General features: G+C 61.7%; 29 protein-coding genes and 1 pseudogene. 16 read left to right on the top strand and 14 right to left on the bottom strand.

Going from position 1 to position 26,990, the window contains the following annotated elements:
• Nucleotides 1-228 precede the first annotated feature (228 nt).
• A complete protein-coding gene (locus ACZ1JV_RS04600) occupies nt 229-492 on the top strand; it encodes a hypothetical protein (RefSeq protein WP_465148554.1) in 264 nt (87 codons plus the stop codon).
• 153 nt (nt 493-645) lie between these two features.
• Here ACZ1JV_RS04600 and ACZ1JV_RS04605 read toward each other — a convergent pair whose 3' ends face one another.
• From ACZ1JV_RS04605 to xth, 6 genes are all read right to left on the bottom strand, one after another.
• Nucleotides 646-822 carry a hypothetical protein gene (locus ACZ1JV_RS04605; protein WP_465148555.1) on the bottom strand — a complete coding sequence of 59 codons (177 nt, stop codon included), beginning with the start codon at nt 820-822 and terminating at the stop codon, nt 646-648.
• Between the two features lie 80 nt (nt 823-902).
• The gene (locus ACZ1JV_RS04610; protein WP_465148556.1) at nt 903-1,847 is read right to left on the bottom strand and encodes a TIGR03557 family F420-dependent LLM class oxidoreductase; all 945 of its coding nucleotides are present in this window, start codon (nt 1,845-1,847) and stop codon (nt 903-905) included.
• A gap of 170 nt (nt 1,848-2,017) precedes the next feature.
• Entirely contained in the window at nt 2,018-2,191 is a 174-nt protein-coding gene (locus ACZ1JV_RS04615) for a hypothetical protein (RefSeq protein ID WP_465148557.1), read from the bottom strand.
• Between the two features lie 70 nt (nt 2,192-2,261).
• Nucleotides 2,262-2,771: a hemerythrin domain-containing protein gene (locus ACZ1JV_RS04620; RefSeq protein ID WP_465148558.1), complete on the bottom strand. Its 510-nt coding sequence runs from the start codon at nt 2,769-2,771 to the stop codon at nt 2,262-2,264.
• A gap of 175 nt (nt 2,772-2,946) precedes the next feature.
• Nucleotides 2,947-3,417, bottom strand: coding sequence for a cupin (locus ACZ1JV_RS04625; RefSeq protein ID WP_465148559.1), 471 nt, complete (start codon nt 3,415-3,417; stop codon nt 2,947-2,949).
• A 9-nt stretch (nt 3,418-3,426) separates the two neighbouring features.
• The gene (xth, locus tag ACZ1JV_RS04630) at nt 3,427-4,230 is read right to left on the bottom strand and encodes an exodeoxyribonuclease III (RefSeq protein ID WP_465148560.1); all 804 of its coding nucleotides are present in this window, start codon (nt 4,228-4,230) and stop codon (nt 3,427-3,429) included.
• 757 nt (nt 4,231-4,987) lie between these two features.
• Here xth and ACZ1JV_RS04635 point away from each other — a divergent pair.
• Both ACZ1JV_RS04635 and ACZ1JV_RS04640 read left to right on the top strand, forming a co-directional pair.
• Nucleotides 4,988-5,194 carry a hypothetical protein gene (locus ACZ1JV_RS04635; RefSeq protein ID WP_465148561.1) on the top strand — a complete coding sequence of 69 codons (207 nt, stop codon included), beginning with the start codon at nt 4,988-4,990 and terminating at the stop codon, nt 5,192-5,194.
• Between the two features lie 32 nt (nt 5,195-5,226).
• Nucleotides 5,227-5,523 (top strand): plasmid stabilization protein, encoded by a 297-nt coding sequence (locus ACZ1JV_RS04640; RefSeq protein WP_465148562.1) that lies wholly within the window; start codon nt 5,227-5,229, stop codon nt 5,521-5,523.
• Nucleotides 5,524-5,602: 79 nt separating this feature from the next.
• Here ACZ1JV_RS04640 and ACZ1JV_RS04645 read toward each other — a convergent pair whose 3' ends face one another.
• Nucleotides 5,603-5,860: a hypothetical protein gene (locus ACZ1JV_RS04645; protein ID WP_465148563.1), complete on the bottom strand. Its 258-nt coding sequence runs from the start codon at nt 5,858-5,860 to the stop codon at nt 5,603-5,605.
• Nucleotides 5,861-5,919: 59 nt separating this feature from the next.
• Complete coding sequence (locus ACZ1JV_RS04650; RefSeq protein WP_465148564.1) at nt 5,920-6,420, bottom strand: DUF4126 domain-containing protein; 501 nt, start codon at nt 6,418-6,420, stop codon at nt 5,920-5,922.
• 375 nt (nt 6,421-6,795) lie between these two features.
• On the opposite strand from ACZ1JV_RS04650, the gene ACZ1JV_RS04655 reads away from it, so the two are divergent.
• Nucleotides 6,796-6,963 carry a DUF1328 domain-containing protein gene (locus ACZ1JV_RS04655; protein ID WP_207080913.1) on the top strand — a complete coding sequence of 56 codons (168 nt, stop codon included), beginning with the start codon at nt 6,796-6,798 and terminating at the stop codon, nt 6,961-6,963.
• Between the two features lie 282 nt (nt 6,964-7,245).
• Here the strand turns inward: ACZ1JV_RS04655 and ACZ1JV_RS04660 are convergent, their stop codons facing one another.
• Entirely contained in the window at nt 7,246-7,515 is a 270-nt protein-coding gene (locus tag ACZ1JV_RS04660; protein WP_465148565.1) for a hypothetical protein, read from the bottom strand.
• A gap of 120 nt (nt 7,516-7,635) precedes the next feature.
• On the opposite strand from ACZ1JV_RS04660, the gene ACZ1JV_RS04665 reads away from it, so the two are divergent.
• Nucleotides 7,636-8,838, top strand: a complete 1,203-nt coding sequence (locus tag ACZ1JV_RS04665; protein WP_465149753.1) for an IS256 family transposase — start codon at nt 7,636-7,638, stop codon at nt 8,836-8,838.
• 5 nt (nt 8,839-8,843) lie between these two features.
• On the opposite strand, the gene ACZ1JV_RS04670 is transcribed toward ACZ1JV_RS04665, so the two are convergent.
• A complete protein-coding gene (locus ACZ1JV_RS04670; RefSeq protein WP_465148566.1) occupies nt 8,844-9,383 on the bottom strand; it encodes an SDR family NAD(P)-dependent oxidoreductase in 540 nt (179 codons plus the stop codon).
• A complete protein-coding gene (locus ACZ1JV_RS04675; protein ID WP_465148567.1) occupies nt 9,380-9,826 on the bottom strand; it encodes a pyridoxamine 5'-phosphate oxidase family protein in 447 nt (148 codons plus the stop codon). The genes ACZ1JV_RS04670 and ACZ1JV_RS04675 overlap by 4 nt, the downstream gene beginning before the upstream one ends.
• Before the next feature lie 56 nt (nt 9,827-9,882).
• Here ACZ1JV_RS04675 and ACZ1JV_RS04680 point away from each other — a divergent pair.
• Nucleotides 9,883-10,976, top strand: a pseudogene (locus ACZ1JV_RS04680) (zinc-binding metallopeptidase family protein).
• 137 nt (nt 10,977-11,113) lie between these two features.
• Nucleotides 11,114-11,293: a hypothetical protein gene (locus ACZ1JV_RS04685; RefSeq protein ID WP_465139655.1), complete on the top strand. Its 180-nt coding sequence runs from the start codon at nt 11,114-11,116 to the stop codon at nt 11,291-11,293.
• A gap of 104 nt (nt 11,294-11,397) precedes the next feature.
• Here the strand turns inward: ACZ1JV_RS04685 and ACZ1JV_RS04690 are convergent, their stop codons facing one another.
• Nucleotides 11,398-12,579: an NAD(P)/FAD-dependent oxidoreductase gene (locus ACZ1JV_RS04690; protein WP_465148568.1), complete on the bottom strand. Its 1,182-nt coding sequence runs from the start codon at nt 12,577-12,579 to the stop codon at nt 11,398-11,400.
• A 47-nt stretch (nt 12,580-12,626) separates the two neighbouring features.
• Nucleotides 12,627-14,777 (bottom strand): catalase, encoded by a 2,151-nt coding sequence (locus tag ACZ1JV_RS04695; RefSeq protein ID WP_465148569.1) that lies wholly within the window; start codon nt 14,775-14,777, stop codon nt 12,627-12,629.
• 302 nt (nt 14,778-15,079) lie between these two features.
• Here ACZ1JV_RS04695 and ACZ1JV_RS04700 point away from each other — a divergent pair, with 302 nt between their 5' ends.
• The 9 genes from ACZ1JV_RS04700 to ACZ1JV_RS04740 are packed head-to-tail and all read left to right on the top strand — an operon-like array spanning nt 15,080 to nt 25,542.
• Entirely contained in the window at nt 15,080-16,942 is a 1,863-nt protein-coding gene (locus tag ACZ1JV_RS04700) for a methyl-accepting chemotaxis protein (protein ID WP_465148570.1), read from the top strand.
• 4 nt (nt 16,943-16,946) lie between these two features.
• On the top strand, nt 16,947-18,359 hold the full coding sequence (locus ACZ1JV_RS04705) for a chemotaxis protein CheW (RefSeq protein WP_465148571.1): 1,413 nt from the start codon (nt 16,947-16,949) through the stop codon (nt 18,357-18,359).
• A gap of 2 nt (nt 18,360-18,361) precedes the next feature.
• Nucleotides 18,362-19,480: a chemotaxis-specific protein-glutamate methyltransferase CheB gene (gene cheB / locus ACZ1JV_RS04710; protein WP_465148572.1), complete on the top strand. Its 1,119-nt coding sequence runs from the start codon at nt 18,362-18,364 to the stop codon at nt 19,478-19,480.
• Nucleotides 19,473-20,324, top strand: coding sequence for a CheR family methyltransferase (locus ACZ1JV_RS04715; RefSeq protein ID WP_465148573.1), 852 nt, complete (start codon nt 19,473-19,475; stop codon nt 20,322-20,324). The genes cheB and ACZ1JV_RS04715 overlap by 8 nt, the downstream gene beginning before the upstream one ends.
• Before the next feature lie 8 nt (nt 20,325-20,332).
• Nucleotides 20,333-22,285, top strand: coding sequence for a chemotaxis protein CheA (locus ACZ1JV_RS04720; RefSeq protein WP_465148574.1), 1,953 nt, complete (start codon nt 20,333-20,335; stop codon nt 22,283-22,285).
• Entirely contained in the window at nt 22,282-22,548 is a 267-nt protein-coding gene (locus ACZ1JV_RS04725; RefSeq protein WP_465148575.1) for a hypothetical protein, read from the top strand. The genes ACZ1JV_RS04720 and ACZ1JV_RS04725 overlap by 4 nt, the downstream gene beginning before the upstream one ends.
• A 35-nt stretch (nt 22,549-22,583) precedes the next feature.
• Complete coding sequence (locus ACZ1JV_RS04730) at nt 22,584-22,967, top strand: response regulator transcription factor (protein ID WP_465139646.1); 384 nt, start codon at nt 22,584-22,586, stop codon at nt 22,965-22,967.
• Nucleotides 22,964-23,608, top strand: a complete 645-nt coding sequence (locus tag ACZ1JV_RS04735) for a chemotaxis protein CheX (RefSeq protein ID WP_465148576.1) — start codon at nt 22,964-22,966, stop codon at nt 23,606-23,608. Before ACZ1JV_RS04730 ends, ACZ1JV_RS04735 begins: the two co-directional genes overlap by 4 nt.
• Nucleotides 23,608-25,542 carry a hybrid sensor histidine kinase/response regulator gene (locus ACZ1JV_RS04740; RefSeq protein ID WP_465148577.1) on the top strand — a complete coding sequence of 645 codons (1,935 nt, stop codon included), beginning with the start codon at nt 23,608-23,610 and terminating at the stop codon, nt 25,540-25,542. Before ACZ1JV_RS04735 ends, ACZ1JV_RS04740 begins: the two co-directional genes overlap by 1 nt.
• A gap of 479 nt (nt 25,543-26,021) precedes the next feature.
• Here ACZ1JV_RS04740 and ACZ1JV_RS04745 read toward each other — a convergent pair whose 3' ends face one another.
• A complete protein-coding gene (locus tag ACZ1JV_RS04745; RefSeq protein ID WP_465148578.1) occupies nt 26,022-26,942 on the bottom strand; it encodes a LysR substrate-binding domain-containing protein in 921 nt (306 codons plus the stop codon).
• Nucleotides 26,943-26,990 lie beyond the last annotated feature (48 nt).

Below are 26,990 nucleotides of genomic sequence, written 5' to 3' on the forward strand. Positions count from 1 at the left end.
GACAATTCGCTCCTGAGGGGCGAACTGTCACGTCGCGTAGTAACGGGGGCGATGTGCGCCATCCTCAACGGTGAGGCCGTGCATCCCCTGCGTCCTGAAAGCGATCGCTCTTAGGGGAACACGTGGAATTGCTTGCGGATGGAACAGGTCGCGCATGTCGAGAACGTGGGACTCGCCACATAGAGCGTGGCGGCAAGATCAGCGTCGTTCCGCGCGGAAAGGCTTGAGATGCCCGATTGGTCGCGAGATGCGCTTCAATACTACGGCGCGGGCGCAGCCGTAGTCGCATCGCTGATTGTATCGCTCAATTTGGGCAGGCTGTGGACCGGGTGGGCAATGGTGATCTTTGTCTCCAGTTCACTTGCTCTTATCGCCTGGGGTTTCCTTAATCCGGACAGCGAAGGTATTGGCTGGCAAAACCTGGTGCTGCTCGCAATCAATGCGGTTGGTGTATGGCGCTATCTTATCGTCGGGGCGCGAACCGGAGCATGATCAACCCACCAAGCCACATGGTCTCCAAGCCAAAAGTGCCATGTCGCCGGTAGACGTCGATGATCAAGAGCACCGCTCATTTGCAGCATTTCCCCTGGTCCGGCGGGTGACTTATCGAGGAGGAAATGAACATTGCGTCCTGGCCTCCTGTTTTCAATCCGCCTTCCGCTCCTGTGTTTTCTGTTGCGCCTCGCGGATGCGGCGCACGCCCTCGCTCTGTTCCTTTTCGCCTTCCACCACAAGGTCGGGCCGCGGCGCTATTTCTCCTGCGAGTCGCTTTGCATAGCCCTTGACGATTGAACCGACGCCCTGCGCGGGGTCCTTTTCCATTTTATCCGTCATGTCGTTTCATCCTCTAACTGGAACCTTCGCGGCTGCTTGCGCCTAAATCGCCGCTGGTGCGGAGCCAATTATCCAACCAGTCGCGAACGCAGGCTTTCCTCGAAAAAGCGCTGAAACCCGGCCTGATCCGGGCCAATTCCTGTCAGCACGATGTGGTCGAAGCCAGCATCAAGGGCTTTCCGTATGGCTTCAAGGTGCTTGTCGACGTCGGGGCCCGCGGGGATCTTGTCGGCGAGGTCGTCGGGGCGCACGAATTTCGTTGCCGTTTCGAAGCCCTCCACCGTGGGGATCTCGCTGTTGACCGACCAGTCGAACGCCGAAAAACGGAAGCGCTCGTGCGCAACCTTGCGTCCCTCTTCCTCACTTTTCGCATAAGCGAGAGCGACCTCGACGTATCTCGGGCCGTCGGGAGAGGTTTCGGCAATCTCCGCCTTAGGATCGGTTGTCATGATGCCGTCCGCCTTGGATCTTGCCAGTTCGAGCGACGCCGGGCCGCTCACTCCCAGGATGACAGGGATCGGCTCGCTCGGAAGGTCGAAGATCTGGGCATGGTCCAGCGTGAAATACGCGCCCTGAAAGCTATGAGCCCCATCGGACCACAGCAGCCGAAAAATATCGATGGCCTCTTCCAGCATGGCATGCCGCTCCGGGATGGAGGGCCACAGATTTCCCGTAACATGCTCATTGAGCCGTTCGCCGGCACCGATTGCCAAGGAGAAACGGTTGTCGCACATGATCGCAATCGTCGCGGCGGCTTGTGCAATGATCGCCGGATGATAGCGGATAATCGGGCAGGTCAAACCTGTCGTTATGCCGATCTGCGAGGTTGCGTGTGCGATTGCTCCAAGCACGCTCCAGGCGAAGGAGGCGTGACCCTGCGCGAAGAGCCATGGGTGGTAATGATCGGAGATAGAGACAAAGTCGAAACCCGCACGTTCGGCCGCTATGGCATTCTCGATCAAGGCCTTTGGACTGTGTTCTTCGCTCATGAGCTTGTAGCCGAAGCGCGCCATCTTACCTCTCCTCATCGTTCGCGTTTTGAGCACCCGGCCAGTCGGATAGGCTCGCGCGTTATCGTCCAACGGATGTGCGATCTGCGGCGGGGCGGCTATCCGGCGAGGTTGCTTCCGTTACGCGGCACACCGCCGCCTCGGGCATGGGCAATGCCGGAAAAACTGCTAGATTAATTGAGGCCACTTTGCTCTTTGACGCCGGTTTCCTGTTCTTGATCCAGCTTTTCAGCATGCCAAACATTACGTCCGGCAAAGACCAGCACGATCACCGCGAGAATAACCACGACGACAAAGATGCCGGCGCGGCTAAGTCTTCGGGCGCTTGGTTTGTCTGGAGTGCTCATCGATTTGGGGTGCCTTTAAGAGATAACCCAAGCGTTTGTTCGACCGACGATCGGCTGGCCGTCAGATTTCTTAGGCAGCGATAAGATTGACCGCTGTCGGCTTCGCAGCGGGCAGGCTACCGCCTCTCGCCGCGGCAAGCAGTTCGTTCTTGCGAGCCAGCATCCGGTCGCGCAGCTCGACGAGGTCGACGTCTGCCTTGCGGCACTGCGCGAACATCCCCTCAGAGGGCATTTCCTCCTCATGGACGTGATGCTTGATTTCTTCGGACAGCACTTTGACCTTTGCTGCGAAGAAGTTGTCATCCGGCGAGGCTGCCTCGATGTCGTTAATCAGAATCTTGGCGCCGTCATGTTCGACATAGGCTTCGTCGAGTGTGTCGTCCTCGATTTTTCCCCGAAAACTCGGGTAAAAGATCTCTTCTTCGATGGCCGTATGGATCTTGAGCTCGACACAAATTTCGTGCGCAAGTGATTTCTTCTGGGATGACGTGCGCGCGGCTTCGAACTTTTGGAACAGGTCTTCGACCTTCCGGTGGTCGGCCTTTAACAGCGCGATTGCGTCGGTGAACTCGTCTGCCATGGAATCCTCCGTTTTCGGGGCTTGCAATAGTAAGTGCGCCGTTGACGGGTTCGTTCCCCAGCTATTCGTTCCTCAAGTGCTGTCCGAATAGGAAAGGCCACGGAGCTTTTGCTTTTTGAGACGAGTGGAGGTCGAAGCGTGAAGCCGGGCGATTCCTGTTCGCGCAACTTCGCGATCATCCACCAGAAACGGGATCTTGCTTGGTTGCTTCCATCGTCTGGATGCGCTCGAGTGCCGCCTTCGATGGCGAGTCCTGGCAAATATCCCAAACCTGCCCCTCGGGGTAGGCGCCCACAACCAAGAAATCTTCACTGGCCTCGATCAGGCAATGGCCGGTGCCGACCGGGAGCACGAGTGCATCACCCGCTTTGACACTCACGGTCAGGGCGCCTGGTCCGCCCAGCATCAGCGAGGCGCGGCCGCGCGCCACGCCCAATGCCTCATGAGCCGTCGAGTGATAGTGATGATAATCGAATATCGTGTCGCGCCATTTCGGCGGCCAGCCATGCTCTGCGAAGCGTCTTTCGAAGGCTTCGGCGATCTGTTCCGCCTCGCCGCCTTCCACGCCTCGGTATATCAGCACCGGCAGGCGTTGATTGTTGGGCACCCAGTCATTGGCATCGAGCAGGAATTTCTCCGGGATCATATCGTGCTCCTATGCTTTGCGCCGAGACTTGCGAACCGTCTCATTGCCAAGCTCGATCCAGACAGGTGCATGATCGCTGGTCTTTTCCCAGCTACGCGCGCGCCGGTCGACCTCGGCAGCCACCAGAAGCCTGGATGCCACCGGGTTGAGAAGGACGTGATCGATCCTGAGGCCTGCATCGCGCTCGAAGGCACCGCGCCAGTATTTCCAGAACGTGTAATTGGTTTCATGCGGGTGGAGATGCCGAAGCGCATCGGTCCATCCCTGCTCAAGAAGGCCGGCGTAAGCCGCCTTCACCTCCGGCGCGAAAAGCGCATCGTCGCGCCAGCGCTCGGGGGCATAGACGTCGAGATCCGTTGGCATGACGTTGAAGTCTCCCGCAACAATCACCGGAGCTTCCAGCGCGACAAGTTCGGCAAGCCGATCCCGCAATCGCTCGAACCATCTCAGTTTGAATTCAAACTTGGTGCTTGGCCTCGGATTGCCATTGGGGAGGTAGAGCCCGGCAATGAGCATACCGTTGATCGCTGCTTCGATATAGCGGCTCTGCGTATCTTCAGGATCGCCAGGAAGCCCGCGACGGGTCTCGTGAATTTCGCCGATTTTGCTGAGGATTGCCACTCCGTTCCAACGGCTCTGCCCATGCCAGATAGCCTGGTAGCCCGCTGCCCCAATCGCGGTCTCGGGAAACTTGTCCTGCGGCGCTTTCAATTCCTGCAGGCAAACGATGTCCGGTTCGGCGATTTCAAGCCAGCGCAAAAGCACTGGAAGCCGTCCATTGATGCCATTGACGTTGTAGGTCGCGATTTTCACAGGTCGGGCCTCTCCTGAGCAGCGGCAGAAAATCCGACCGGTATCTTTGCCAATGCTGGGCGTAATACGCCGGCAGCATCGGCGATCGAGAAACCCAGACCTTGCCGATCGTTTTCATTTCCGTCCGGCTGATTGGCTCATCCACCAGCGCACCCCCGCGTTCTGGCCATTTTTCCGGAGGCAACGGCTCTCGCGCGGCCGTCGCCCAGCGATTTTCCGAAAACTATCCCTGTTGGCTGGGGTTGCCGCGGGGGCTTCCCGCTTGAACACCCGTTCGGGTGTCGAGGGGAATATCCTTCGCCGCTCCGCCGCCATGGTTATCGGTCGGCCGGGCTCCGACGCCGCCGGTACCTTGGGTATCCTGGCCGGGCGCTGCGCGTTGATGGTCATGACCAGACGTGTCGCGGATCGGAGGATAGGTGTTTCTTGTATCTGCCATGACGGTCACCTCACTTGCCCTCGTATCGCTACAACGGATGCGGAGCATATCCCGTTCCGGAGGACACAGTGATTGTGTCACCGGAGAATACAGAGCTGTTTCGGCGAGGAACGATAAACGGCCGACCCTTGTTTAGGACAAACATGCAGGTGCCGAGCGTCACGCTTTGAAGGAGATGCATCATGAGCGAAAGCCGATCGCGGCCCAAGAACCATGAGGTCGAGAACGAGATGATCCGAACTCCGGCCGTCGAGGGTGATCCGCCGGCACCAACGACGGCACCGAACAAAAAGGACGAGAGCGCGGGTAGACCCAAGGATGGACCGGCTCCGCCGGGAAATATTCGGGAAGTCGGCCGAAAAAGATGATGCCGGCGAGAAGGGAATTCGGCCGGCACTCGTCGAAGGCAACTTCCTGAACAGATTAAATTGTGCATTCTGCTTCGGTTACGAGCCCGAAACTCTGCCCTTTCGGCAGTTTGGCGTGTCGAAGCCGTTCACGAAGCCTTTTGAGGCGAATTCCTGACGCATAAGAACGCTTGTCAAAGGAGAGAGGCTGTGCCGCGAGGTGACAAATCCAGCTATACGGACAAGCAAAAGCGCAAAGCCGAACATATTGAAGAAGACTACGAAGACCGTGGTGTCGGCCACAAAGAGGCCGAACGACGGGCTTGGGCAACGGTCAATAAGGAGTCCGGCGGCGGTAAAAAATCCGAATCGGGCCGGGGAAAGAAGGAAAACCACGCGGCGTCCAAGAAGGGAGGTCGCATTGGCGGAAAATCGCAGAGCCGTGCCTATCGATCCGCCGCAGCCAAGAAAGGTTGGGAGACGCGACGCAAGCGGTCCGGAGGCTGATACGGTACAAGTACTTCGATCGCCCTTTCAACGCGACGAAATCGTCTGGCTCTCGGGACGGGCAAATTCGCAGATCGGCTCAGTCTGCCGGCGGCGTTGGGCTTTGCATCCCGGGTTGATCTTGCGGTGCCGCGTAACCCTGTTCTACCGCTTGGCGGGTATCGTTGATGCTGCCTGTATCCTTGGGGGCTTGAACGGCGCGTACGATCCAGATCATTGACAGGGCAGCGACCACTAGAATCAAGCTGATGAGTAGCACATACCGGACAACTCCAGGTGTTGTTCCGGCGCGGGCATCCTCGTTTGGAACCTCTATTCTTTCGTTGTCGGGGCTCATCATTCCTCTCCTCAAATTAATCTCGAACGATCCCCGGGCATCGATCGCAAACGCTAGATTCAGGCATTGCGAACATGTCGAGTGAGTAATCCGCCGGTCTTCTGTCCCGCGATCAGATCAGGGTTTGCCACGAGAATACCGGAACCAAGGACCATGGCATCTTCAACGAAGCCGGTTGCCGTCTGTCCATAGCGCCGCATCGCCGCGCACCGCAGCCGCCAGCCAATGTACGAAGACACCAGTGCGGTGGCCGACGCTACGATCGCACCTGCCGCGCGGCTTCCGCGGGGGGCAAGCGCAGCCCCGGCATATGCAGCGGTGACTGAACGCACGGCCAATCCTATAGGCACAATGCGATCCGGGGCCGATTTCATCTTGTCGCCGGCCATCTCTGCAGCAGCCAAGGCCGCCGTTCCTGCCGCAACAATAGGATTTTTTAATAGCGCCTGAAGGGGAAGGGCCGGCGGAATAGCACCGCGGCGCGTTCCAAGTGCGATCGAGGCTAGCGGCGATATTCCACGTTGTCCGGCCACAAGACCGATAAGGATTGAACGGATCATGATCGGCTTTCATCCTGAATCGTGAATGGATGGAATGCGCGCCGCCGAGGATTTGATCCCGTCATTTACGGTTGCCATGTCAATCTGTTGGATCGCTGCGCCAGACTGTTAGGACTCTTGTCCCGCTTTCCTCAGGGCAAACAAATTCGTCAAACACGTCGATCGGTCGCATCCTCGGCGGCCACCGCCTTGCGATAGTACGCGCCGAGCAGGAGGGGCTCGGGATGGCGCCGAACACAAACGGGAACCTTACGAGTTCAAATGCCTTGCCAACGGCCATTCCAGCAGTTCCCGGAACATCGGGGTAGGTCGAATGTTTCAGAACTGAGCTGTTCGAAAAGGTCGATGCAGCGTTCGTATCTAGGGAGAGGCCTCATGTTTCGCTGGGCCATCATTTTTGCCGTTGTTGCACTCATTGCAGCACTTCTGGGATTTGGCGGTGTAGCAGGTCTTTCCGCCAGCCTTGCCAAGGTATTCCTGCTTGTTGCGGTCGTGATCCTAGTCCTTGGCTTCTTTTTCGGACGAGGCCGAAGGGTGCCTTGAAGCGCCTTGGATCGAGCCGAGGCACAAGCGCTGAACCGCGTGCCCTAGCTTGAAGTCCCGGATTCTGCGGCGCAGCGGCTCACTGCAAGAGGCCGTTGCGCCGTTGGAACAAGAACGCGTCCAGCGGGAATGGGCGCGGCCTTTGTTGGCGGCAAGGGTCCTCTCTCATGCCGACCGATAGAGTGCATCCCCCGTGGCGGACGAGAATAACCCTTTTCCCGAGACTGAAGCTTCGCTGTTCTCAAGTCGCACGCTTCGACTAGCGCTAGAGCGGTTCCTCGATCATTCCTGCGCCTGTTCGCGGGGCGCTATCGTTATTTGTTGGACCACGGCTCGTCTCGGCTGAGTCAGGAGGTAGTGGACGCCTACCGCGATATCTTCGGCGCGGAGCATCGTTTCCTCCGCAATCATGGCGCGTTGCTTCTCCGCCGGAATGTCGGGGTACTGGAAGTCCGCACCGGTCTTTCCAGGCTCGACCAGACCCACGTTTATTCCCTTGGGCCCGAGTTCGCGGCGAAGGGCCTCGGCAAAGCCGGCGATGCCTGCTTTCATGCCGGCATAGACGGTTGATGATCGTGTCCCAGGACGTGGTGTAGCTGAAGGCTGAGGTGGTCACCGTGATTTTCGGGTAGGTTTGGGTTGCGAAGCTCAAACTTGACGGAAGGAATCACGATGACCGATCCGATGATGCACTTGCGTTCGCTGGTAGAGAAGACCCCGGATGCAGATATTCTGCGCGAGATGATCTCGTTTGCCGCCGAGCGGCTGATGGAGATGGAAGTCGGCAACCTGACCGGTGCCGGCCATGGCGAGAAATCTGCGGCGAGGCTGGTCCAGCGCAACGGCTACCGCGAGCGCGACTGGCAGACGCGAGCAGGGACGGTCGAACTGCGCATCCCCAAGCTCAGGAAGGGAAGCTACTTCCCCGGCTTCCTCGAACCCCGTCGCATGGCCGAGCGGGCGCTGACCGCGGTGATCCAGGAAGCGTATATCCAGGGCATCTCCACCCGCTCGGTAGATGACCTGGTGAAGGCGCTGGGTATGGATGGGATCTCGAAAAGCCAGGTCAGCCGGCTTTGCGAGGAACTCGACGAGAAAGTCGGTGCCTTCCTCGAACGCCCAATCGAAGGCGACTGGCCGTACCTATGGATTGACGCCACCTACGTGAAAGTGCGGCAGAACGGGCGTATCGTCTCGGTGGCGGTGATCGTCGCGGTGGGCGTCAACAGCGATGGCCGCCGCGAGGTGCTAGGTATGGATATCGGTCCTTCCGAGGCCGAGCCGTTCTGGACCGCTTTCCTGCGCAAACTGACGCGCCGAGGACTGCGTGGCGTCAAGCTGGTCATCTCCGATGCGCACGAAGGCATTAAGGCGGCGGTCTCCAAGCTGCTGTGCGCGACCTGGCAGCGCTGCCGCGTCCACTTCATGCGCAATGCACTCGCCCATGCCGGCAAGAGCGGCAGGCGCGTGGTCTCCGCGTTCATCGCCACCGCCTTCGCCCAGGAAACCCCAGAAGCTGCGAGCCAGCAGTGGCGCTCGATCGCCGACCAAGTGCGGCCCAAACTGCCCAAGCTAGCCACGCTGATGGACGACGCTGAGCCCGATGTGTTGGCCTACATGACATTCCCGCGCGAGCATCGCGCCAAACTACACAGCACAAACCCCATCGAGCGCCTCAATGGCGAAATCAAACGGCGGACCGAGGTCGTTGGGATCTTCCCAAACGAAGCCGCCATCACCCGTCTCGTCGGAGCCATCCTCATGGAACAGTCCGACGAATGGGCCGTCCAGCGCGCACGTTACATGACGCTTGAAACGATGGCCCCGCTCAGCGACAATCCTATTGTCATGCTGTCGGCAGTACCTGGCTCATGATCGGCTCAGGCTGAAGCCGAAAAGCAAGGTGGTCCAGAAAAGCTACACCACCTCTGGGGACACGATCCGGTTGATCCGGGCCCAAGAACATGCGCCGACATGGAACCTATCAACACGATATCGCCCTTCTCGGCCAATATCTCCTGCGCGGCCTTTGCGCTGAGGATGTAAGCGGTGAAATCGACTTCCACCGCGTAGCGTATTTCGTCAGCGGACATTTTGGAGAGGGCTTGGGCGGTAACGGCGGCATTGACGATCACGACATCGGGAGAGCCGAGGTAGTTTTGGGCTTCGTCGAAAAAGCGGTCCAATTGCCCAGGTTCGGCAAGATCGAGAGCTATGCCGCTGCCCTTGCCGACTTCGCTTACTCTTGCGAGTGCGTCGGCAAGGTGCTCAGACGAACGGCCGCAAATGAAGACTTCCGCGCCCTCACTCGCCAACAGGACTGCAATAGCCCGCCCGATCCCGGTCGTCCGACCGGTGATGATCGCCTTGCGACCGGCGAGCGGCGAGACTGCAGTGTGAGCGTCCGAGAGCGAGGTCATGACGATGCAATTCCCAGAACGATTTCGCCTTCTTCCTCTCCATCCAAGTAACGTGCGCGCTCGCCTTGGGCTTCGATCAGCACGAGACCGGGGGTTGCAGGTCCTTCGGGCCACCAACGATCGAGACCGTCCGTCCAATGCTTGGCAAGTGCAGTTTTGTCGCGAATGAGCCTGGCATGGCCCTCAACAGCGAGGAAAAACGGGCGCTGGCCGAGCAGCCCCGACTTGCCCTGATAGGACAGCGTGATTTTGGGATCGGCCTCAATATCGGCCACCATCAGCGCGCTCTCCTCGGTGAAGAACCAGGCGCTGCCTTGATAGTCTACCTCTCGGTTATTGCTCATCGGCCGCGCCGCGATCGCTCCGCCCCTGGCGTGGGTCGCGAGCATTGCGAAATCGATGTCCTTCATTTTATTGGAAAGCTCTGCAAGAGACCATGTCATTGGGGCGATCCTCACCTGTTTGCATCTGAGGAGGCAACGCATGAGGCCGCCGTTCGATGCGTAACCGCTGGCGGGAATTCCCATGTCCGAATTGCAGCCGCCTGCTTCATTTCGAGGCGCGGCTGTGTCCCGATTGTTCCGCTACGCTGGGATATGATGCGGCGGCGGATATATTCCGTTTTCTGGCCGACAATGCGACCCGGTGGCGCGATGGAACCGGCGCGGACGCCGAAGTGGTCGTTTGCGCCAACAACGACGATTTCCAGATCTGCAACTGGTTGGTAGAGAAGGATGCGCTCAGTGCGCTGTGCCGGGCCTGCCGCCACAATCGCACGATTCCCGACCTCTCCGAACCCTCTGTGCCGGCGCGATGGGCGCGGATCGAGGAAGCCAAGCGAAGGCTGTTCCATACGCTGCTTAAATTGCGATTGCCCTTGGAGACCAAGGTAGACGCGCCGTGCGGCGGGCAGGGGCTGGCCTTCGATTTCCTTCACGATCGCGCCGCGGAAGAGGCGGGGACGCCGGAAGTCCTCACCGGCCACGATGGCAGCGTGATCACGCTCAGTTTTGTGGAGGCCGACGATGCCGAACGGGAGCGCATCCGACATGCGATGGCGAACCTTATCGTAAGGTGCTGGACCGTTTCCGGCACGAAGTGGGGCACCATTTCTGGTCCCGCCTCGTCGGCAGCGATCCGGATGAAGTCGAAGCGTTCAGGGCGGTCTTCGGGAACGAAAGGGCCGACTATCAGGCAAGCCTGCAGGCCCACTACGCCGAAGGCGGCGGCAAAGTCTGGACCGACGATTTCGTCAGCTACTATGCAGCCTCGCACCCCTGGGAGGACTTTGCGGAGACCTTTGCTCACTACCTTCACATCGTAGACGTGCTGGCGACGGCTGGAGGGTTTGGGCTCTCCCTGTCGTCGATCGACGAGTGGGCGGACCGGTCCCCGTCGCTGGGGTTCGATCCTTACGCGGCCGATGCGGCGCAGCTTGCAGGAATGATCGCCTTTTTCTCGTTCAGCATGGACGCCATGAACCGGTCGATGGGGCAGCCGGACCTCTATCCGTTTCACCTCTCTGCCGCGATCGTTGGCAAGCTAGATTACGTTGCGCGGCTGGTGGCGAAATCGGCGGTTCCGCTCGGATGAACGCAATGCGCGTCTGCCGCGTGCGGGCAACGCTCCATCCCAGCGGCAGGCGAAAACGCGCCGAGGACCGGAGCTTATGCCGCTTTCGCGCGCTTCCTTTGCACGAGCCAGGCATGGCAAAATCACAGGAGACATCGATGAGCATCAAGGGTGAAATCAAGGAAGCGGCCGGCTACGTGAAGGAAGAAGCCTACGAGCACGGCAAGTCCGCCAAGAGCCAGCAAAAGGCCCAGGAAGGCCGCGATCTTCGCAACGAAGGGCGGATCGAAGACGGCAAGGCGCCCAAGTCGGGTGCGCCGGGTTCCGAAAAGCCCTGAGCCTGACGGGCTGAGTGCGGCGGCCTGAAACGGGCCCGCCGGTCATAGGCGCCGCCGCCATCTTCGGATGGGGCGGCGCTTTTGCGTTGGCGAGCGGAAGAGCATCATTCACGGAACCGATAAGGATCGAAGCATTCGGCATCCCGATCCGGAGAACCATCGAGCGAGGCTTCGAGAATTTCGGCGGCAAGTGCCGCGAAGGCTATGCCATTGCCACCGAAGCCTGCGGCGATCCAGACATGCTCCATCGATTGCGCGGGTCCGATGGCCGGCAATCCATCGGGCGAACTGCCGAAGGTGGCCGTCCAAGCGCAATCCCAGTCGATCCTCTCGCGCCCCAACGTTGCGGCCAGTCGGGCGGCGATCCGGCCTGCTTTGCCTTGCAGCAAATCGTCGCGCGCTTCGGCTTCGGAAATCTCCACATCTTCGCCGCCGGCGATAATCCGACCTTCGCCGCAGGATCGGACGTAGAGATAGGGATCGCTCGCTTCCCAGATCATGGCGTCCTCTTTCCATAGCGGTGCGGTGCCGGGTTTGGTGGCGATGACGTACGTGGACAATAGTGAGAAGGCCGGCGGCAGGAACAGGCGCGCGCGCTCATATCCGGTGGCGAGGATCACGTCGCTTGCAGTGAAGCTGCGGCCGTCCGCCAACTCCAGTTCCACGCCCTGGGCAGAGCGGTGAAGGGCGACGACATCCACCGGATAGGTCAAGGTGCAGCCGTGCTTCTGCGCGCGGGCCAGCAGAGCGTGACAGGTCCGGACTGGGTCGATGGCATAAGTGCCGGTAGAAACGATGCCGGATCGCGGGACCGCACCGAAACGCTCCGCAACTGCGGCGGCCGGGAGAAAATCCGAGGGAAGGCCATGCTGCCGGTGGAGATTGGCTTCCGCTTCAAGACCGTCCGGATCCAGGAGATCGCCAGCCAGATAGAGCGTCGGCGCGTCTCGCTTCACAGGTTGCTCAAGTCCATCGAGATGCTTGCCGAAACGTTCGACGGCGGCAAACACCCGCTTCCACCGCCGCGCCGCCTCGTCCTCACCCAGTTCGTTGGATAACGAGATCAAAGGGACGTCCATGGCCCACATGATTTGCGCGGTGGAAGCAGCGGTGCTGCCGGTGGCAGGTGCGCGCCGATCGCAGATGGCTACAGCCCGTCCGCTGCCAGACAGCCGCTCGGCAAGGATCGAGCCCATGATCCCGCTGCCCAGTATCGCAACGTCGACATGCGCCGCCGGCAGCGGACCTGAGTGGGGAGGGCTCCATTCGGTGTCGCGCCATGGCACTCTACCGGTTCTGAGGTCCCTCGCCTCGGTAAGCGGGATGGACGCGCTCACGCCAGATCGCGCACCGTCGCCTCGCGCGACCAGTGCCGCTTCGCACTGACTTTCGCGAAATCTTCCACCGGGACGACGCCGTCGTCCTTCTCGACGCCAGCCTTGTCGAGGATCACTTGGGTGCCCGGGCAGTGGGCAATCGTCTTGCAATGCCCGTAAGCGTCCATGAACCATTGCACCGCCGCGCCTTGAGAGGCCAGCTTCTCAGCCGCGTCCGGCATCAGGATCGAGGCAACCGCATCGAACACGACCGAGGGGGAGCCCGCCAGCTGGCCATCGGCCTCCAGCGTGCCGCCCTTCACGGCAATGCCGCCCACCTTTGGCGCGACGAGGAACGGCGTGCCGCCTGCCTTCTCGATCTGCGCCTTCAGCTTTTCGATAGCGGCCTTGTCCGACCCTTCGGCAAACAGGATGCCGATCTTGCGCCCCTCCAGCGTATCGAGCGCGTTCTTCTGGATGTAGAGGGCATCGGACGGCTTCATCGCAACCGGTTCGCGCGCCGGCTTGGCTTTTGCGGGAAGGCCGATGGCAAGCCCTTCGGCAATGCGCTTGGCCAGATCCTCATCGACATTGCGCAGGCGGGCAACCACGCGCTCGCGGATGTGCGGGATGGCGACTTTCGACAGCTCGAACACGATGGCCGAAGCGATATGCGCCTGCTCGTTCTCGGTCTGCGAGTGATAGAACAAGGCCGCCTGGCTGTAGTGATCGGCGAATAGTTCCGATCGGATTCGCAGCTTCTCTGCCGGATCGTTTCGCTCCGCATTTTGCGGAAAGGTGGTGAAGCCGGTTTCCGGATCGGCGCGCGGGCCGGCATCCTCACCGGCCTCTGCCAGACTGTTGGGTTCGTAGTTGGCCCGTCCGGTCGGGACCATGGTCTGCATCAGCCCGTCACGCTGGAAATTGTGGAACGGGCACTTGGGCGCGTTGATCGGGATCTGGTGGAAATTGGTGGTGCCGAGGCGCGACTTCTGCGTGTCCAGATAGGAAAACAGACGTCCCTGAAGCAGCGGGTCGTTGGTGAAATCGATGCCCGGGATCACATTGCTGGGCAGGAAGGCAACTTGCTCGGTCTCGGCGAAGAAATTGTCGACATTGCGATCGAGCGTTAGCCTGCCGACGATGTCCAGAGGAACATCCTCTTCGGGGATCAGCTTGGTGGCATCCAGCACGTCGTAGGGCTGCTTCGCGGCCCAATCTTCATCGAACACTTGCACACCCAGGTCCCAGGCCGGATGGTTTCCGCCGGCAATCGCCTCGAACAAGTCGCGGCGGTGGAAATCGGGATCGGCTCCGGCGATCTTCACAGCCTCATCCCAGACCAGTGCTTCCATGCCCAGCACCGGGCGCCAGTGGAACTTCACGAATTTGCTTTCGCCGCTCTCGTTCACGAAGCGGAAGGTATGCACGCCGAACCCCTCCATCATACGCAAGGAACGCGGGATCGCGCGGTCCGACATCGCCCACATGACCATGTGCAGCGCTTCGGGCATCAGTGAGATGAAATCCCAGAACGTGTCATGGGCCGACGCGGCCTGCGGATAGCCGCGATCGGCCTCCATTTTCACCGAGTGGATCAGGTCCGGGAACTTGATGGCGTCCTGGATGAAGAAAACCGGGATGTTGTTGCCGACCAGATCCCAGTTGCCGGTATCGGTGTAGAATTTCACCGCAAAGCCGCGCACGTCGCGGGGTGTATCCACCGATCCGGCGCCCCCGGCGACGGTCGAGAAGCGGACGAAGACCGGGCAGGTCGCGCCGTTTTTCTGGAAGATCGATGCCTTGGTCAGTTCCGGTATCGCCTTGGTGCATTCGAACACGCCGTGCGCGCCGGACCCGCGCGCGTGGACGATGCGTTCGGGAATGCGCTCATGATCGAAATGGAAGATCTTCTCACGCAGGACGAAGTCTTCCAGCAGCGACGGTCCGCGCGCGCCTGCGCGAAGGCTGTTCTGATTGTCCGAGATGCGATGGCCGAAATTGTCCGTCAGATACGCTGCGGGATCGCTGCTCGCGCCGGCCACCTCCTGATGCAGTTCGCCCCCATTTCCCGCGGTGGTCTTGCTCTCGTTGCGACCTGAGCCGGCCAGAACTTTGCCGAGAGCATTGTTTACGGCGGGGCTGCGGTGGTCCTTGGGGGAGGGCATGCGAACATCTCCTGAGAAGTGACCGAGCCGGCACGCGGGAACTCCGCCCAGCTTTTCAATGAAAGCTTCCGGGGCGCGTAGGCGTTCCCTCATGACGGTTCGCCTCGTCGCGCCGGACGCGCTACCCGGCGCGGTCATTTCATGCGTGGATCGTCCGCTGTATCGCCGGGGCCGTGGGGCACTAGCGGGCATCGGTTGCATGGCGTATGCCCGCCTGCGTTGACACAGAATCGAGAGAACCCATGGCGCTGGTGAAGAAATCGACCCTCGGATCCCGCACCAAATCGCCTGCATCCGCTGCGGTGCCACATCCTCCGGCGCCCGCCAAAACCGCGCCCCAGCCGCGCCGCCGCGCCAAGGCGAAGCCGGTCTCGGCCGCCGACCGCATCGATGAGGCCACTCAGGAATTGGCCAGCAGCCTTGCCGAAGCATCGGCAGCATCGTCGGAGCTGCAAAGGGCGATGGACCAGATTTCCAGCGGCGCAGAGGAAGCTGCCGGTGCGGCGCAGGAATCGCTTGGCCTGATTGCGTCTCTGGGATCCGGTTTTCGCGAGGCGCGCATTCGGGCCGAGGAGTCAAAACGGAAGGCAGAGGCGGTGCAGGGCGGCTTTGCCGATATCAGTGCCCAGATCACCGCCTCGGTTTCCGCCATCGAACTGAGTGCACAGCGTCAGCTTGCCACCGCAGGCTTAATGATGGCGCTGGAGGAGGCGGCGGCCCGTATCGCGGACATCGGGGCGAGTGTCGTCGATGTTTCGGATCAGACCAGCCTTTTGGCGCTGAACGCGGCGATCGAGGCGGCGCGGGCCGGCGATGGCGGCGCGGGCTTTTCCATAGTGGCCGACGAAGTCCGGTTGCTGGCAGAAGATTCCGAAGCGCGTGCGAATGAGGTCCGCGCGCTGGCGTCCGGCATCGGTGAGGAAGTGGTGCGGATCGCGGAGCGTGTGCGATCTTCTTCCACCGCCGCGAGCAGCGAAGCCCAGTCCGGCCATCAGGTTGTGGCGCGGCTGCGATCGGCGTCCGAAAACCTTCAGGCGCTGGCCCTCGGGGCACAGGAAATTCTCGAAAACGCCGTGGAGGCAGAACGCGCTGCCGGCGAGGCTGGACGAGGCGCCGAACAGATCGCGCGCACGGCGGAGGAACAGTCCGCTGCGGCGGCGGAGGCGCAGCAGGCGGTCGAGCAGCAAAGCACCTCGCTGGACGAAAGCCAGCAGACCGCGGACGCGCTGGGTGATCTGACCGCGCGATTGCAGGCTGGCGATGTCGGCGGCGCCGCCGTGGACGTGGCGGCTGCCGCGGAACAACTTTCGGCGACCATCCAGGAATTGTCCGGCGCTTCGGGCCAGATCCTGGTCGCGCTGGAGCAGATCGGTCGGGGCACGCACATCCAGGCTTCGGCCACTGTCCAGGCCAATGCCGCCATGGCGCAGATCGAACGCGCCGCTGAGATTGCGCAATCGCGCGCGCAGATCGCCGATACGGCCATCGACGGCATCGTCGGCTCGGTTCAGGACAGCGAGCAAATGGTCCAGCGCTTGGCGGAGGGCGTGGGTGCTGCGCTCAGCGACGTGAGCGGTGTACTCGGGCTTTACCGCACGCTGGCTGAGACGACCCGCCGGATCGAGCGCATGGCGGAGAATCTTTCGCTGATCGCTGTTCAGACGAGCATGCTCTCCGTCAGTGGCGCGGTGGAGGCAACGCGCTCCGGCGAGGCGGGGCGCGGGTTCGCGACCGTGTCGGCCGATATCCGCAAGCTGTCGCGCGAAGCTGCCGTGAGTGCGGAACGCACGAAGGAAACCGCGCTGCAGATACAGGACCAGATATCCACTGTCCGCCGCGATTTCGAACAGGTTCTCGGTGCGGCGGAGACCGAAATCGGGCGCAACCGGGCGATTATCGATCGCTTTTCGCTGGTGACGCAGGAACTGAACGAAGTCCGCAATGTGAACGGCGCGATCCTTGCCGGAGCCGAAGACATGTTGCGATCGGTGCGCGAAGTCAAAAGCGGCACGGACCAGATCGCCCAGGCTGCCGATCTGGCGGCCGTTGCCGCCAGAGAAGCAAGCTCCGCCGCGCGCCAGCAAGCCCAGGGCGCGGAATCGCTGGCAGCGTCGATCGAAGACATCGCCTCCATCGCGTCCGTGCTTGCCACTGGGGACGTTTGAGCCGGTGGAGGAGGTATCTGCCCTGACGGGCCGAACGCTGACATTCAGCGTGGGCGAGCGTCGCCTGGGATTGCCGGCGTCGCTCGTGCGGGAAATCGCGCCGCCCAGCCGACTCTCACGTGTGCCGCATGGGCCTGCCGCGCTGCTCGGGCTTGCCAACCTGCGCGGGACGGTGGTTCCTGTGCTTTCGGTGGCGCGCCTGCTGGGCGAGGCGGATGCAGAGGTCGGGCGGATCATCGTGGCCGATCTGGATGGGCCGGTTGGTCTTGCCGTCACGGCCGTTGCGAAGGTGGTGGGGGATGATGCCCCCCCGGAAGTGTCGAGGTTGGACCTTGCTGCCCTGATGAAGCGTGCCGTGCCGGAGAGGCGCCCGCAGGGCACCCGGCAGCGTGCTGCGCCAATCGGTCAGGATCAGGCGGAAACCGCCGATAGAGCTGATGACGGCGAAACCCATGCGCTGGTCACGTTTCTGGCCGGAGGGCAGGATTTCGCGCTTCCCCTGGATTCGGTGGTGGAAATTCGCCGGCTTCCCGCCGAGATAACGCTCATGCCGCATGCGGACGCAGCCGTGGTGGGTACAATGCCTCTGCGCGGTGAAGTTCTGCCGCTGCTGTCGCTGTCGGCGCTGCTGGGGCTTCGCGCGTGGGATAGGTCTCACGCGGCACGTGTTGTCATCGTGCATGTGGGCGGCCACCAAATCGGGCTCGTCGTCGAAGCCATGAAAGCCATAGAGCGTGTGTCGGAAGGGCAGATCGACCTCGTCCCGCAGGCGCTCAAGCGCGGAGGTGAAGCGCAGATTCAGGCCATTTGCCGGATGGACCAAGGAACCCGATTGCTGTCGGTGCTTTCCTGCGATCAGTTGCTGCGCGAAGATATCACCGCAAGGCTGCACCAAACCGCTTCCGGGGACCAAGACGAGATGAACGGCGGCCAGACCATGGCGCAAGGGGAACGCTTCGTGCTGTTCCGCATCGGGTGCGACCGCTTCGCCTTGCCGGTGCGCGAAGTGCAGGAAATCAGCTCCTTGCCGGAACGCCTCGCTCCTTTGCCCAAGGCGCCTGCCTTCGTGAAAGGCCTGATGAGCGTGCGCGGCGAAGTGATTCCGGTGATCGATCAGGTTCGGCGCTTCAACGGCGCGGAAGCGGTGGCTGGGGACAAGCCGCGCGTCATCGTCGTCCGCATCGGCACGCTCACTGCGGGCTTTATCGTCGATGCCGTGTCGGAAGTGATCGAAATTGCAGAGGCGAACATTCGCGAGGCTCCCGATCTCGGCAGTGAGGAGGCGCGGATTTTCGACCGGGTCGCTCAATTGGCGACCAGCGAGGATCTAGTGCTGATCGTCGATCCGCAGGCGCTGCTGGACCGGGCGGAACGCGATCTTCTTGCCGGTTTGAGCGCAAAGGCTGCGAAGGCCTGACCGTGACGCGATTGCTGGTCGTCGACGATTCCGCGCTTATTCGGCGCCTGCTCAGCGATATCTTCGGATCGACCGGCGAGTTCGAAGTGGCGACGGCGCGCGGCGGGACGGAGGCGCTGCAGATGCTTACGGACTTCGCGCCGGACGTGATCACGCTCGACGTTCACATGCACGATATGGACGGGCTGACCTGTCTCGACCGCATCATGGTGCTGCGCCCGACACCCGTCGTCATGGTCTCCTCACTCACCAGCGAGGGCGCCGAAGAGACGCTTGAGGCCATGAGCCTGGGGGCGGTCGATTTCGTCGCGAAGCCGCGCGGCGCACTCTCACTGGAGATCGACGCGATAGCGGACGCGCTGGTGGACAAAGTGCGGGCCGCTGCGAAGGCGCATGTCCCGCGCGCATTGCGCTTGCGGGAAAGAGTTCGGGCTCTGCACGCCGGCAAGCAGGCGAATCCATCTGCCGGCGCCATCACTCGCAAGGTGACAGGATCGCGGTCCGTTTCGCCCCCTGTTTCCACTCCTTCGGAGCATCTGTCCCAGGCCGGCGTGGTGTTGGTGGGTTGCTCCACCGGCGGCCCTCAGGCGCTGGATGTCCTGCTTGGCGACTTGGCCGAGGCTTTCCCTTGGCCGGTAGTGATCGCGCAGCATATGCCCGGCAGCTTTACAGGGCCCTTGGCGCGAAGGCTCGATCGCATTGGCGGTCTTGCGGTTCATGAGGTGACCCAAACCACGCCCCTTGCACCGGGCAACGCCTATATCGGCAAGGGCGATGCCGACCTTATTCTGTCTCGCCGAGGCGGAAAACTCGTGGCCATGCCGGCGCCGTCCAGTGCCGCATATTTCTGGCATCCCAGCGTCGACCGTCTGGTCGAAAGCGCCATGCGCGTGGTCGCGCCGGAAAAGCTGATCGGCGTCTTAATGACTGGTATGGGGTCAGATGGAGCCTCGGCCATGAGCACATTGCACGCCATGGGCGGCCAAACCATTGCGGAGGCGGAGAGTACGGCGGTAATCTGGGGAATGCCGGGTGCTCTGGTGGCGCGCAGCGCCGCGTCATGCGTCTGCCCGCTGGACGATATTGCCGCCGAATTGTCGAAACGACTTCTCGGTGCCTGACGAGCGCGCAAATTCGCAGCAGAAGGTTTCGCTGACCGCGGGAGAAATCGCCCGTGTCGGTGAGCTTCTGTATCGTTGGACCGGAATGGTCTTCGGGGAAAACAAGCGGTACTATATCGAGCGCCGGATTGCCGACCGTATGCACCGCAACGGAGTTTCAAGCGCCGCCGGTTACATCGCCTTGCTAGGCACCCACCTTGAAGAACGTGAGGCGCTGATCAACGCCTTCACGATCAACGAGACCTATTTCTACCGCGAGGAGCAGCAATTGGCCGCCCTTTCGAACGATATTCTTCCCGAGCTGGTTCGGGTACGGCGGCCCGGCGATCTGGTTCGCATATGGTCGCTGCCGTGCTCCACGGGGGAGGAGCCTTACTCGATTGCGCTTTGGTTGCTTGAAAACTGGGCTCTGGTGGATGCCTACAACATCGAGATCGTCGGATCGGATATAGACACGCATGCACTGGCGAGGGCGCGCGAAGGGCACTTTGCCGAACGTTCTTTGGCCCGGCTTCCGCAGGCGGTTAAGCAATCCTATTTCGAGTCCGAGCACGGACACCGGCGCCGCATCATTCAGGATATTCGCGAATCCGTGCGGTTCACGAGTGCAAACATCGTTGATCCGGCGGACATGGCCCGTCAGGGCAAGTTCGACGTGATCCTCTGCCGCAATCTGCTGATCTATTTCGACGATGCGGCGCGGCTGGTCGCGGCTGACAATATCCACGATTGCCTGAATCCCGGCGGTTTTGTCTGCCTTGGGCATAGCGAATCGATGGGGCGGATTTCCAACCGCTTCACGCTCACTCGCCTTCCCGACGCAATAGTCTATCGTCGCGATTGATGGACGACATGCTCGAACAGTTCCTGATCGAGGGGCGCGAACTTGTTGCGCAGGCCGGGAAAGACCTGGCTGCGCTCGCGCGGGATCCGTCCAGCAGTTCCCACATCGACAGCGCCTTTCGCACAGTCCACACCCTGAAGGGATCGGTTGCCGTCTTTTCGCTGCTTCCGGCGGAGCGGATGCTACATGCCGCCGAGGATCTGCTCGATAGGGCGCGCAAAGAGCCCGGTGTGCTGAGCGAAGACACGATTGCAGGGCTGCTGGGATGCATCGACCAGACTGATCGCTGGATCGACGACATGGAGCGCGTCGGCCGATTGCCGGACGATGCGGAAGACATGGGCCGAGCGGCAGTGGCACGGTTGCCGGTTGGGGGGGCTCATGCGCCACTGGCGCCAGTGGGAACGAGCGATGGCGGGGCCGAGTGGGTCGAGACGCTGCGAACTCGCGAAAGCGCGGCGATTGCGGGCGCTGCCGGTCCCTTGGTCGCCTTCCGCTATACACCCGATGCAGATTGCTTCTTTCGCGGCGAGGATCCGCTGGCCGTTCTGGAAGGTGTGCCCGAGCTTGTCGCGCTGACGGTGCTGCCAGCCGATGCCGACTGGCCGGATATTTCCGAGCTTGAGCCGTTTTCGTGCTTCAGCGTGCTCGAAGGCTTGAGCGCCGCGCCTGAGGATGCGCTCCGCAGCGCGTTTCGCCTTGTACCCGGGCAGGTCAGCTTAGCGCCAATTCCGGTCGCGCATGGTCATGTGGCGTCGGGTACTCCTGCAGCGGACCTACTGGCGTCCGAACCGTCAGCCAACGGATCCTACTTGCGCGTGGAGGGGCGACGGCTGGACCTACTGGCTGATGGATTGGGCGATCTGATTGTGGCGATCAACGCTCTGGGGCCCATTGCGGAAGAAGCCGTGCGGCTGGATCCTGCGCTGGGCGCGCGGCTGCGCGGCGCTCAACTGGCTATCGAGCGTGCCAGCGGCAGGCTGCGCAGCGATCTCGGCGCGGTGCGGATGGTTCCGCTAGAACCCGCGCTTCGGCGTCTCCCGCGCATGGCGCGCGAAATCGCCGAGAGCTTGGGGAAGCGTATCCAACTCACCATCACCGGCGATGGTCTGGAAGTCGACAAGCAGATCGCGGACAGCCTTTTCGAACCGCTGCTCCATCTGGTGCGCAATGCCGTTGACCACGGCATCGAAGCGCCGGACATTCGGCGCGCGGCCGGGAAGGAAGAGCGCGGAGGCGTCGCATTGTCGTTTCGGCGTGAGGGCGACAGGATCGCGGTCACGCTCAGCGACGACGGCGCCGGGATAAACGCGGCAGCGATCCGGAGCACGGCCGTCGACCGGGGCCTTGTCGCGGCCGAACGCGCCGAAACTCTGGACGACTGCGAGGCATTACGGCTGATCTTCGCACCCGGATTCTCGACGGCGGCAACGGTCTCGCAAGTTTCCGGGCGCGGCGTGGGAATGGATGTCGTGCAGAATGCGGTCACCGCTCTGCGGGGCACTATCGAAGTCCGCAGCCGGATCGGCCTTGGCACCGATTTTCACATTCATCTGCCAGGTAATGCGCTTACCACCGGCTTGCTGGTCGTCGAAGTGGCGGCGGAGCGTTATGGGCTCTCGCTCGAACAGGTGGTCGAAACCGTTCGGATCGATCGAACCGCCTTGCTTCCGGTGGGTGGCGGGCTGGCCTGCGTTCTGCGCGACAGGACGATCCCGGTGCTTCATCTCGGCAATTTGCTGGATGCCGAGGCATGCGAGAGTGCGTATGCCCGGCTGGTCGTCACCCGAATGAACGGGGAGGCCGTGGCGTTGCAGGTCGATGGTTTCGGGGAGCGGATCGATACCGTGCTGCGACCGCCGAGCGGAATACTTGCGGCGATGCGCGGGGTCATGGGATCCGCGCTGACACCCGACGGCGATGTCCTCATCGTCCTCGACATACCGGAGCTGGTGGCGTGACGGTCAGGCTTGGAGACGATCGCATCGTACTGGAAGGGCGATGCTCCGCCGAGGATGCCGAAGCCTTGCTCAGCGCGCTCGAAACGCAGCGCCGCAGCCCAGTGGATCTATCCGGGGCCACGCGGATGCACTTTGCCGTGGTCCAGATTCTGTTTGCGCTCCGCCCGGCGATCCTCAATCTGCCCGCAGAGTGCCCCCTGGCCGCCGGTCTGCTTTCCCCTCTGGCGTCCCACGGCGCCGACGATGGCAATTTTCATAACTGACAGGTCCGCCTAAGGCGGCCATCCCGGAGTTGCATATGTCCGTTACCGTATTGATCGTAGATGACAGCAAGCTAGCGCGGATCGTCGCCGGAAAGGCGCTGGCCGAACTCCAGCCCGAATGGAAAAAGGTAGAGGCCGGAAGCGCTGCTCAGGCCCTTGAGATCATCGAGGAAACGGCGCCCGATCTGGCGCTGATAGATTTTAACATGACGGAGAAGGACGGACTAGAACTAGCGAGCGAGTTGCGCGTTCTCCTCCCCGACATGCCTATCGCCATCATCACAGCGAACATTCAGGACGAGATAGTCGCGCGGGCGAGAGAGATCGGCGCGGGCTTCGTTCCCAAGCCGGTAACCGCCGATGCGCTTGAGCCGTTCCTATCCGGCGCTGCCCTGCGTTTCCGGGCAAAACGGGCATGACGCCTGACGCCCTTGTCCTGGCCGAGCTTGAGCGCGATGCACTGACGGAGATCGTCAACATCGGCGTTAGTCGGGCTGCCTCTAGCCTGCGCAAGATGATCGGCGATCAGGTTCTGCTTTCGGTCCCCTCGATCGAGATCGTGAACCAACAGCGCGCGGCCCGCCTCATCAGTGAGCGCGAGGTCAGCGATCTGGTGGCCGTGCGGCAGGACTTTTCCGGCCCATTTTCCGGCCGGGCACTCCTTATCTTCCCCGAGACGAACAGCCTTGAACTGGTACGAGCGGTTACCGGCGACGCGCTTTCACCGGAAGACGTTCTGGAAATGGAGAACGAGGCGCTTGCCGAAACCGGCAATGTCATCCTCAATTCCTGCCTGGCGACGATGGCCAACATGCTCAAGCGGTCGCTGACTATGACCATTCCAGAAGTGCTGCGTGGCACGGGGGCCAGCCTTTTCGAGACCACCGATCAGGGCGAGGGGGAGGGCCTCGTCCTGTTCCTCTATATCGACTTTGCCGTCCGCCGCCGGGACATTCGCGGGTATATTGCCATGATAATGGACCTTCCTTCGCTCGCAACGCTAAAGGATCTGCTGGGTGAATTCATCGAGCGCGTGGTCGGCGAGGACGTCGGGGAATAATGAGCGAACCCGCGATCAGCCTGCTTTCGATTGCTCCCGGTGCCAGCGGCACCTGGGATTGGGATATCGTTGCCGATCGTTTGACCGTCGACGCAGGCTTTGCGGAGCTTTACGGCATCGATCCCGAAACCGGCATTGCGGGCCTGCCCACCAGCGCATTTTTCAAAGCAATCCATCCCGAGGACCGCGCGCGGGTTCGCATTGCGGTTGCCGGCATTCTTGCGGGCGCCGAGTTCTTTTCCAAGGAATTCAGGGTCGTTGCGCCCGATGGGACGACCCTATGGGTCCACGCCCGTGGGCAAGGCCTGATCAGCGACAGCGATGAGCCGATCAGGTTCACCGGCCTCCTCGTCGATGTGACCGAACGCAAGCGCACCGAAGAAAGGTTGCGCATCGCCCAGTCTGCAGGCGGTGTCGGCACGTTCGAGTACATGGACGGTTTTGCCACGGCGATGGTCTCGGACGAGTTCTGCCGGCTCCTGGGTCTGCACCCCGCGCCGGTTCTGCCCGTGCAGACGATCAACAGCGTTCATCTCGACGCGGGGGAACGGCTTATTCCCGGCCCTGATGATGACATCGTCGAGGACGGGTTCGATGCGGAATTCCAGATCTCCCGCCGCGACGATGGCAGCCACCGGTGGATAGCCCGGCGCGGCGAAGTTTTCCGGGAAGGGGCAGGCTATCGGCTGGTCGGCGTGATCTACGATGTCACTGCCGCCAAGGAGCAGGAAGCCGCGCTACGTGAACTGAACGACACTTTGGAAATGCGGGTCCAGCAGGAAGTCGCCACGCGGCACCGCGCGGAAGATGCCTTGCGTCAGGCCCAGAAGATGGAGGCCATCGGCCAACTGACTGGCGGAATCGCGCACGATTTCAATAACCTACTTATGGCGATAACCAGCAGTCTGGAACTGCTACGAAAGCGCGTTCCTCTCGATGAAGCCGCAGTCCGCCTGATCGGCAATGCCGAGCAGGGTGCGCGCCGAGGGGCCGCACTTACCCAGCGGATGCTGGCTTTCGCCCGCCGGCAAGATCTCGTCACCGAACATGTCGATGTTCGCACGCTGGTCTTCGGCTTCCGCGACCTCATCGTACGGACTCTAGGCCCGCCATGGCAGCTTGAACTGGCCATACCTTACGGTTTGCCGCCGGTTATGGTCGACACCAACCAACTCGAAATGGCGCTGCTCAATCTCGTAGTGAATGCCCGCGATGCCATGCCTGCTGGCGGACCGGTGCGGATTGAGGCCGGGCAAAAGCTGCTGACCGATGGAGAGTTGAGCGAGGTGGCGGCGGGATCGTTCGTGACCCTCTCTGTTGTCGACACCGGGCATGGCATGGATGCCGATACGCTTTCCCGCGCCACGGAACCTTTCTTCACGACCAAGGGCGTGGGGAAGGGGACAGGCCTTGGCCTCTCGATGATTCATGGCTTCGCCAAGCAACTTGGCGGCGGCTTCGTGATCGAGAGCACCCCCGGCCAAGGCACGGTAGCAACGCTGTGGGTTCCCGTTACTACGCCACATTTGGAGGCGCCCGCACCCATCGCTCCGGTTCGCGCTATCCCTACTGAGACGAGAAAGCTGAAGGTGCTTGCGGTCGACGACGATGGCCTGATCCTGATGAACACCGCTGCAATGCTGGAAGACCTGGGGCATGAAGTCTTTGAGGCGCATTCCGGCCAGCGAGCGCTCGAACTTCTCCAGAAAATACCCGACGTGGACCTGATGATCACCGATCAGGCCATGCCGAACATGACTGGAACCCAACTGGCCGATCTAGCCATAGATCTGCTGCCCGATCTGCCGATCATTCTTGCGAGCGGTTATGCCGAGCTACCGGCCGGTGCACCATCGCGCATGATCAAGCTTGGCAAACCATTCGGCCAGCAAGATCTGAAACAAGCCGTGGAGCTGGCGACGGCGAGAGGCTGAACTTTGAGCTACTGCCCGACGGTCGACGCGACGGTGACCTCGAGAACGGAGGAATCCTAAAAGGCAGTTTTTGTGCGTTGCGACTACGCCGCGCCCGTATTGGTGGAGAGAGCATGCATCCATATTTTGTTCCTCGCGTAGTCCTGCTTCGCGATCCGGAATGTTGATGGTCATGGGCTCCTCACAACCGGCAGATATCGATGCTGAGGTTTTGTCCTGCGTGATATCTGTCGTCTCATGGAATGGCCGCTTTTGGTGACCTGATCAGGCGTTCTGGACGGCAGCAATATAGGCGTCTGCCGTCAGGCAGCTTTTTTCGCCGGAGGGGCACGAGGCCAGTCAGAACGAATGACCGCTTTCGAGCGGCGGGACAAATCCGCTCCACGGCGGCATTGCCGCGCGTTGCCGACCAATCGAGGTCATTCAGATCAGTGCGGGCGAAGGCCCTAATTGCAAATCTTGCTGCAAGCGGACGGTCGTTAGCCTTGCGCTTGCGGTGCAGCTGGCTCCTTCCGGGTGAAGTCGATGAAGGCCCTGAGCGGAGACGGAAGCTGGCGGCGGCCGGAATAATACAGCATCGGCCCCGAGAACGGCTCGTCCCATTCGTTGAGTATCCGTTCCAAGGCCCCTGATTGCATGGCCGGGGCAAGCCAGTCCTCGAAGAGCCGTACGACACCGAGCCCCGCCATCGCGGCCTCGACCAGCAGGTCGCAAGCCATACCAGGCTGGATAAGGAGAGGGCCGGGCGGGTCGATTCGGATCACTTCGTCGCCGCGCTCGAATTCCCAGATGGCCCGCGCGCCGCTGGAGAAGCGCAGGCGCAGGCACGCGAGGTGAAGAAGGTCGCGGGGATGCGCAGGGCGGCCATGGACATCGAGATAGGCCGGAGCCGCCGCCGTGATTATCCGCTGCGACCGTGGTCCGATCGGTAACGCGATCATGTCCTGCTCCAGCCGTTCCTCGTAGCGGATGCCGGCGTCGGCCCCGGAAGCGAGAATATCGACGAAGCTGTCTTCCACAGTCACTTCCACCCGGATCTGCGGATGCGCTTTCAGGAATGTTGGCAGGATGCCGGGAAGGACGGTTCTGGCGACATTCGCCGGGACGTTGAGCCGTAGGGTGCCGGCCGGCTGGTCGGTCTCGGCATGGACGGCGTCGAGTGCGGCATTGATCTCGTTCAGGGCGGGGGAGAGGCGCTCGAACAGCCGGGTGCCCGCTTCGGTGGTCGAGATGCTGCGCGTCGTGCGGTGCAGCAGGCGCACGCCCAGCCGCGCCTCCAGCCGTCGAAGCGCTTCGCTGAGACCGGATGCGGAAACGCCCGATACCCGTGCGGCCTCGCGAAAACCGCCTGCGCGGGCCACGGCTACGAAAGCCGATAGATCGTCGAGTTCAGTCGCCATTGTGCAAATTCTCGTACAGCCTGTGCTGATTTGCACGGCTTATCGATC

This window comes from Novosphingobium sp. BL-S-19 (assembly GCF_055521675.1).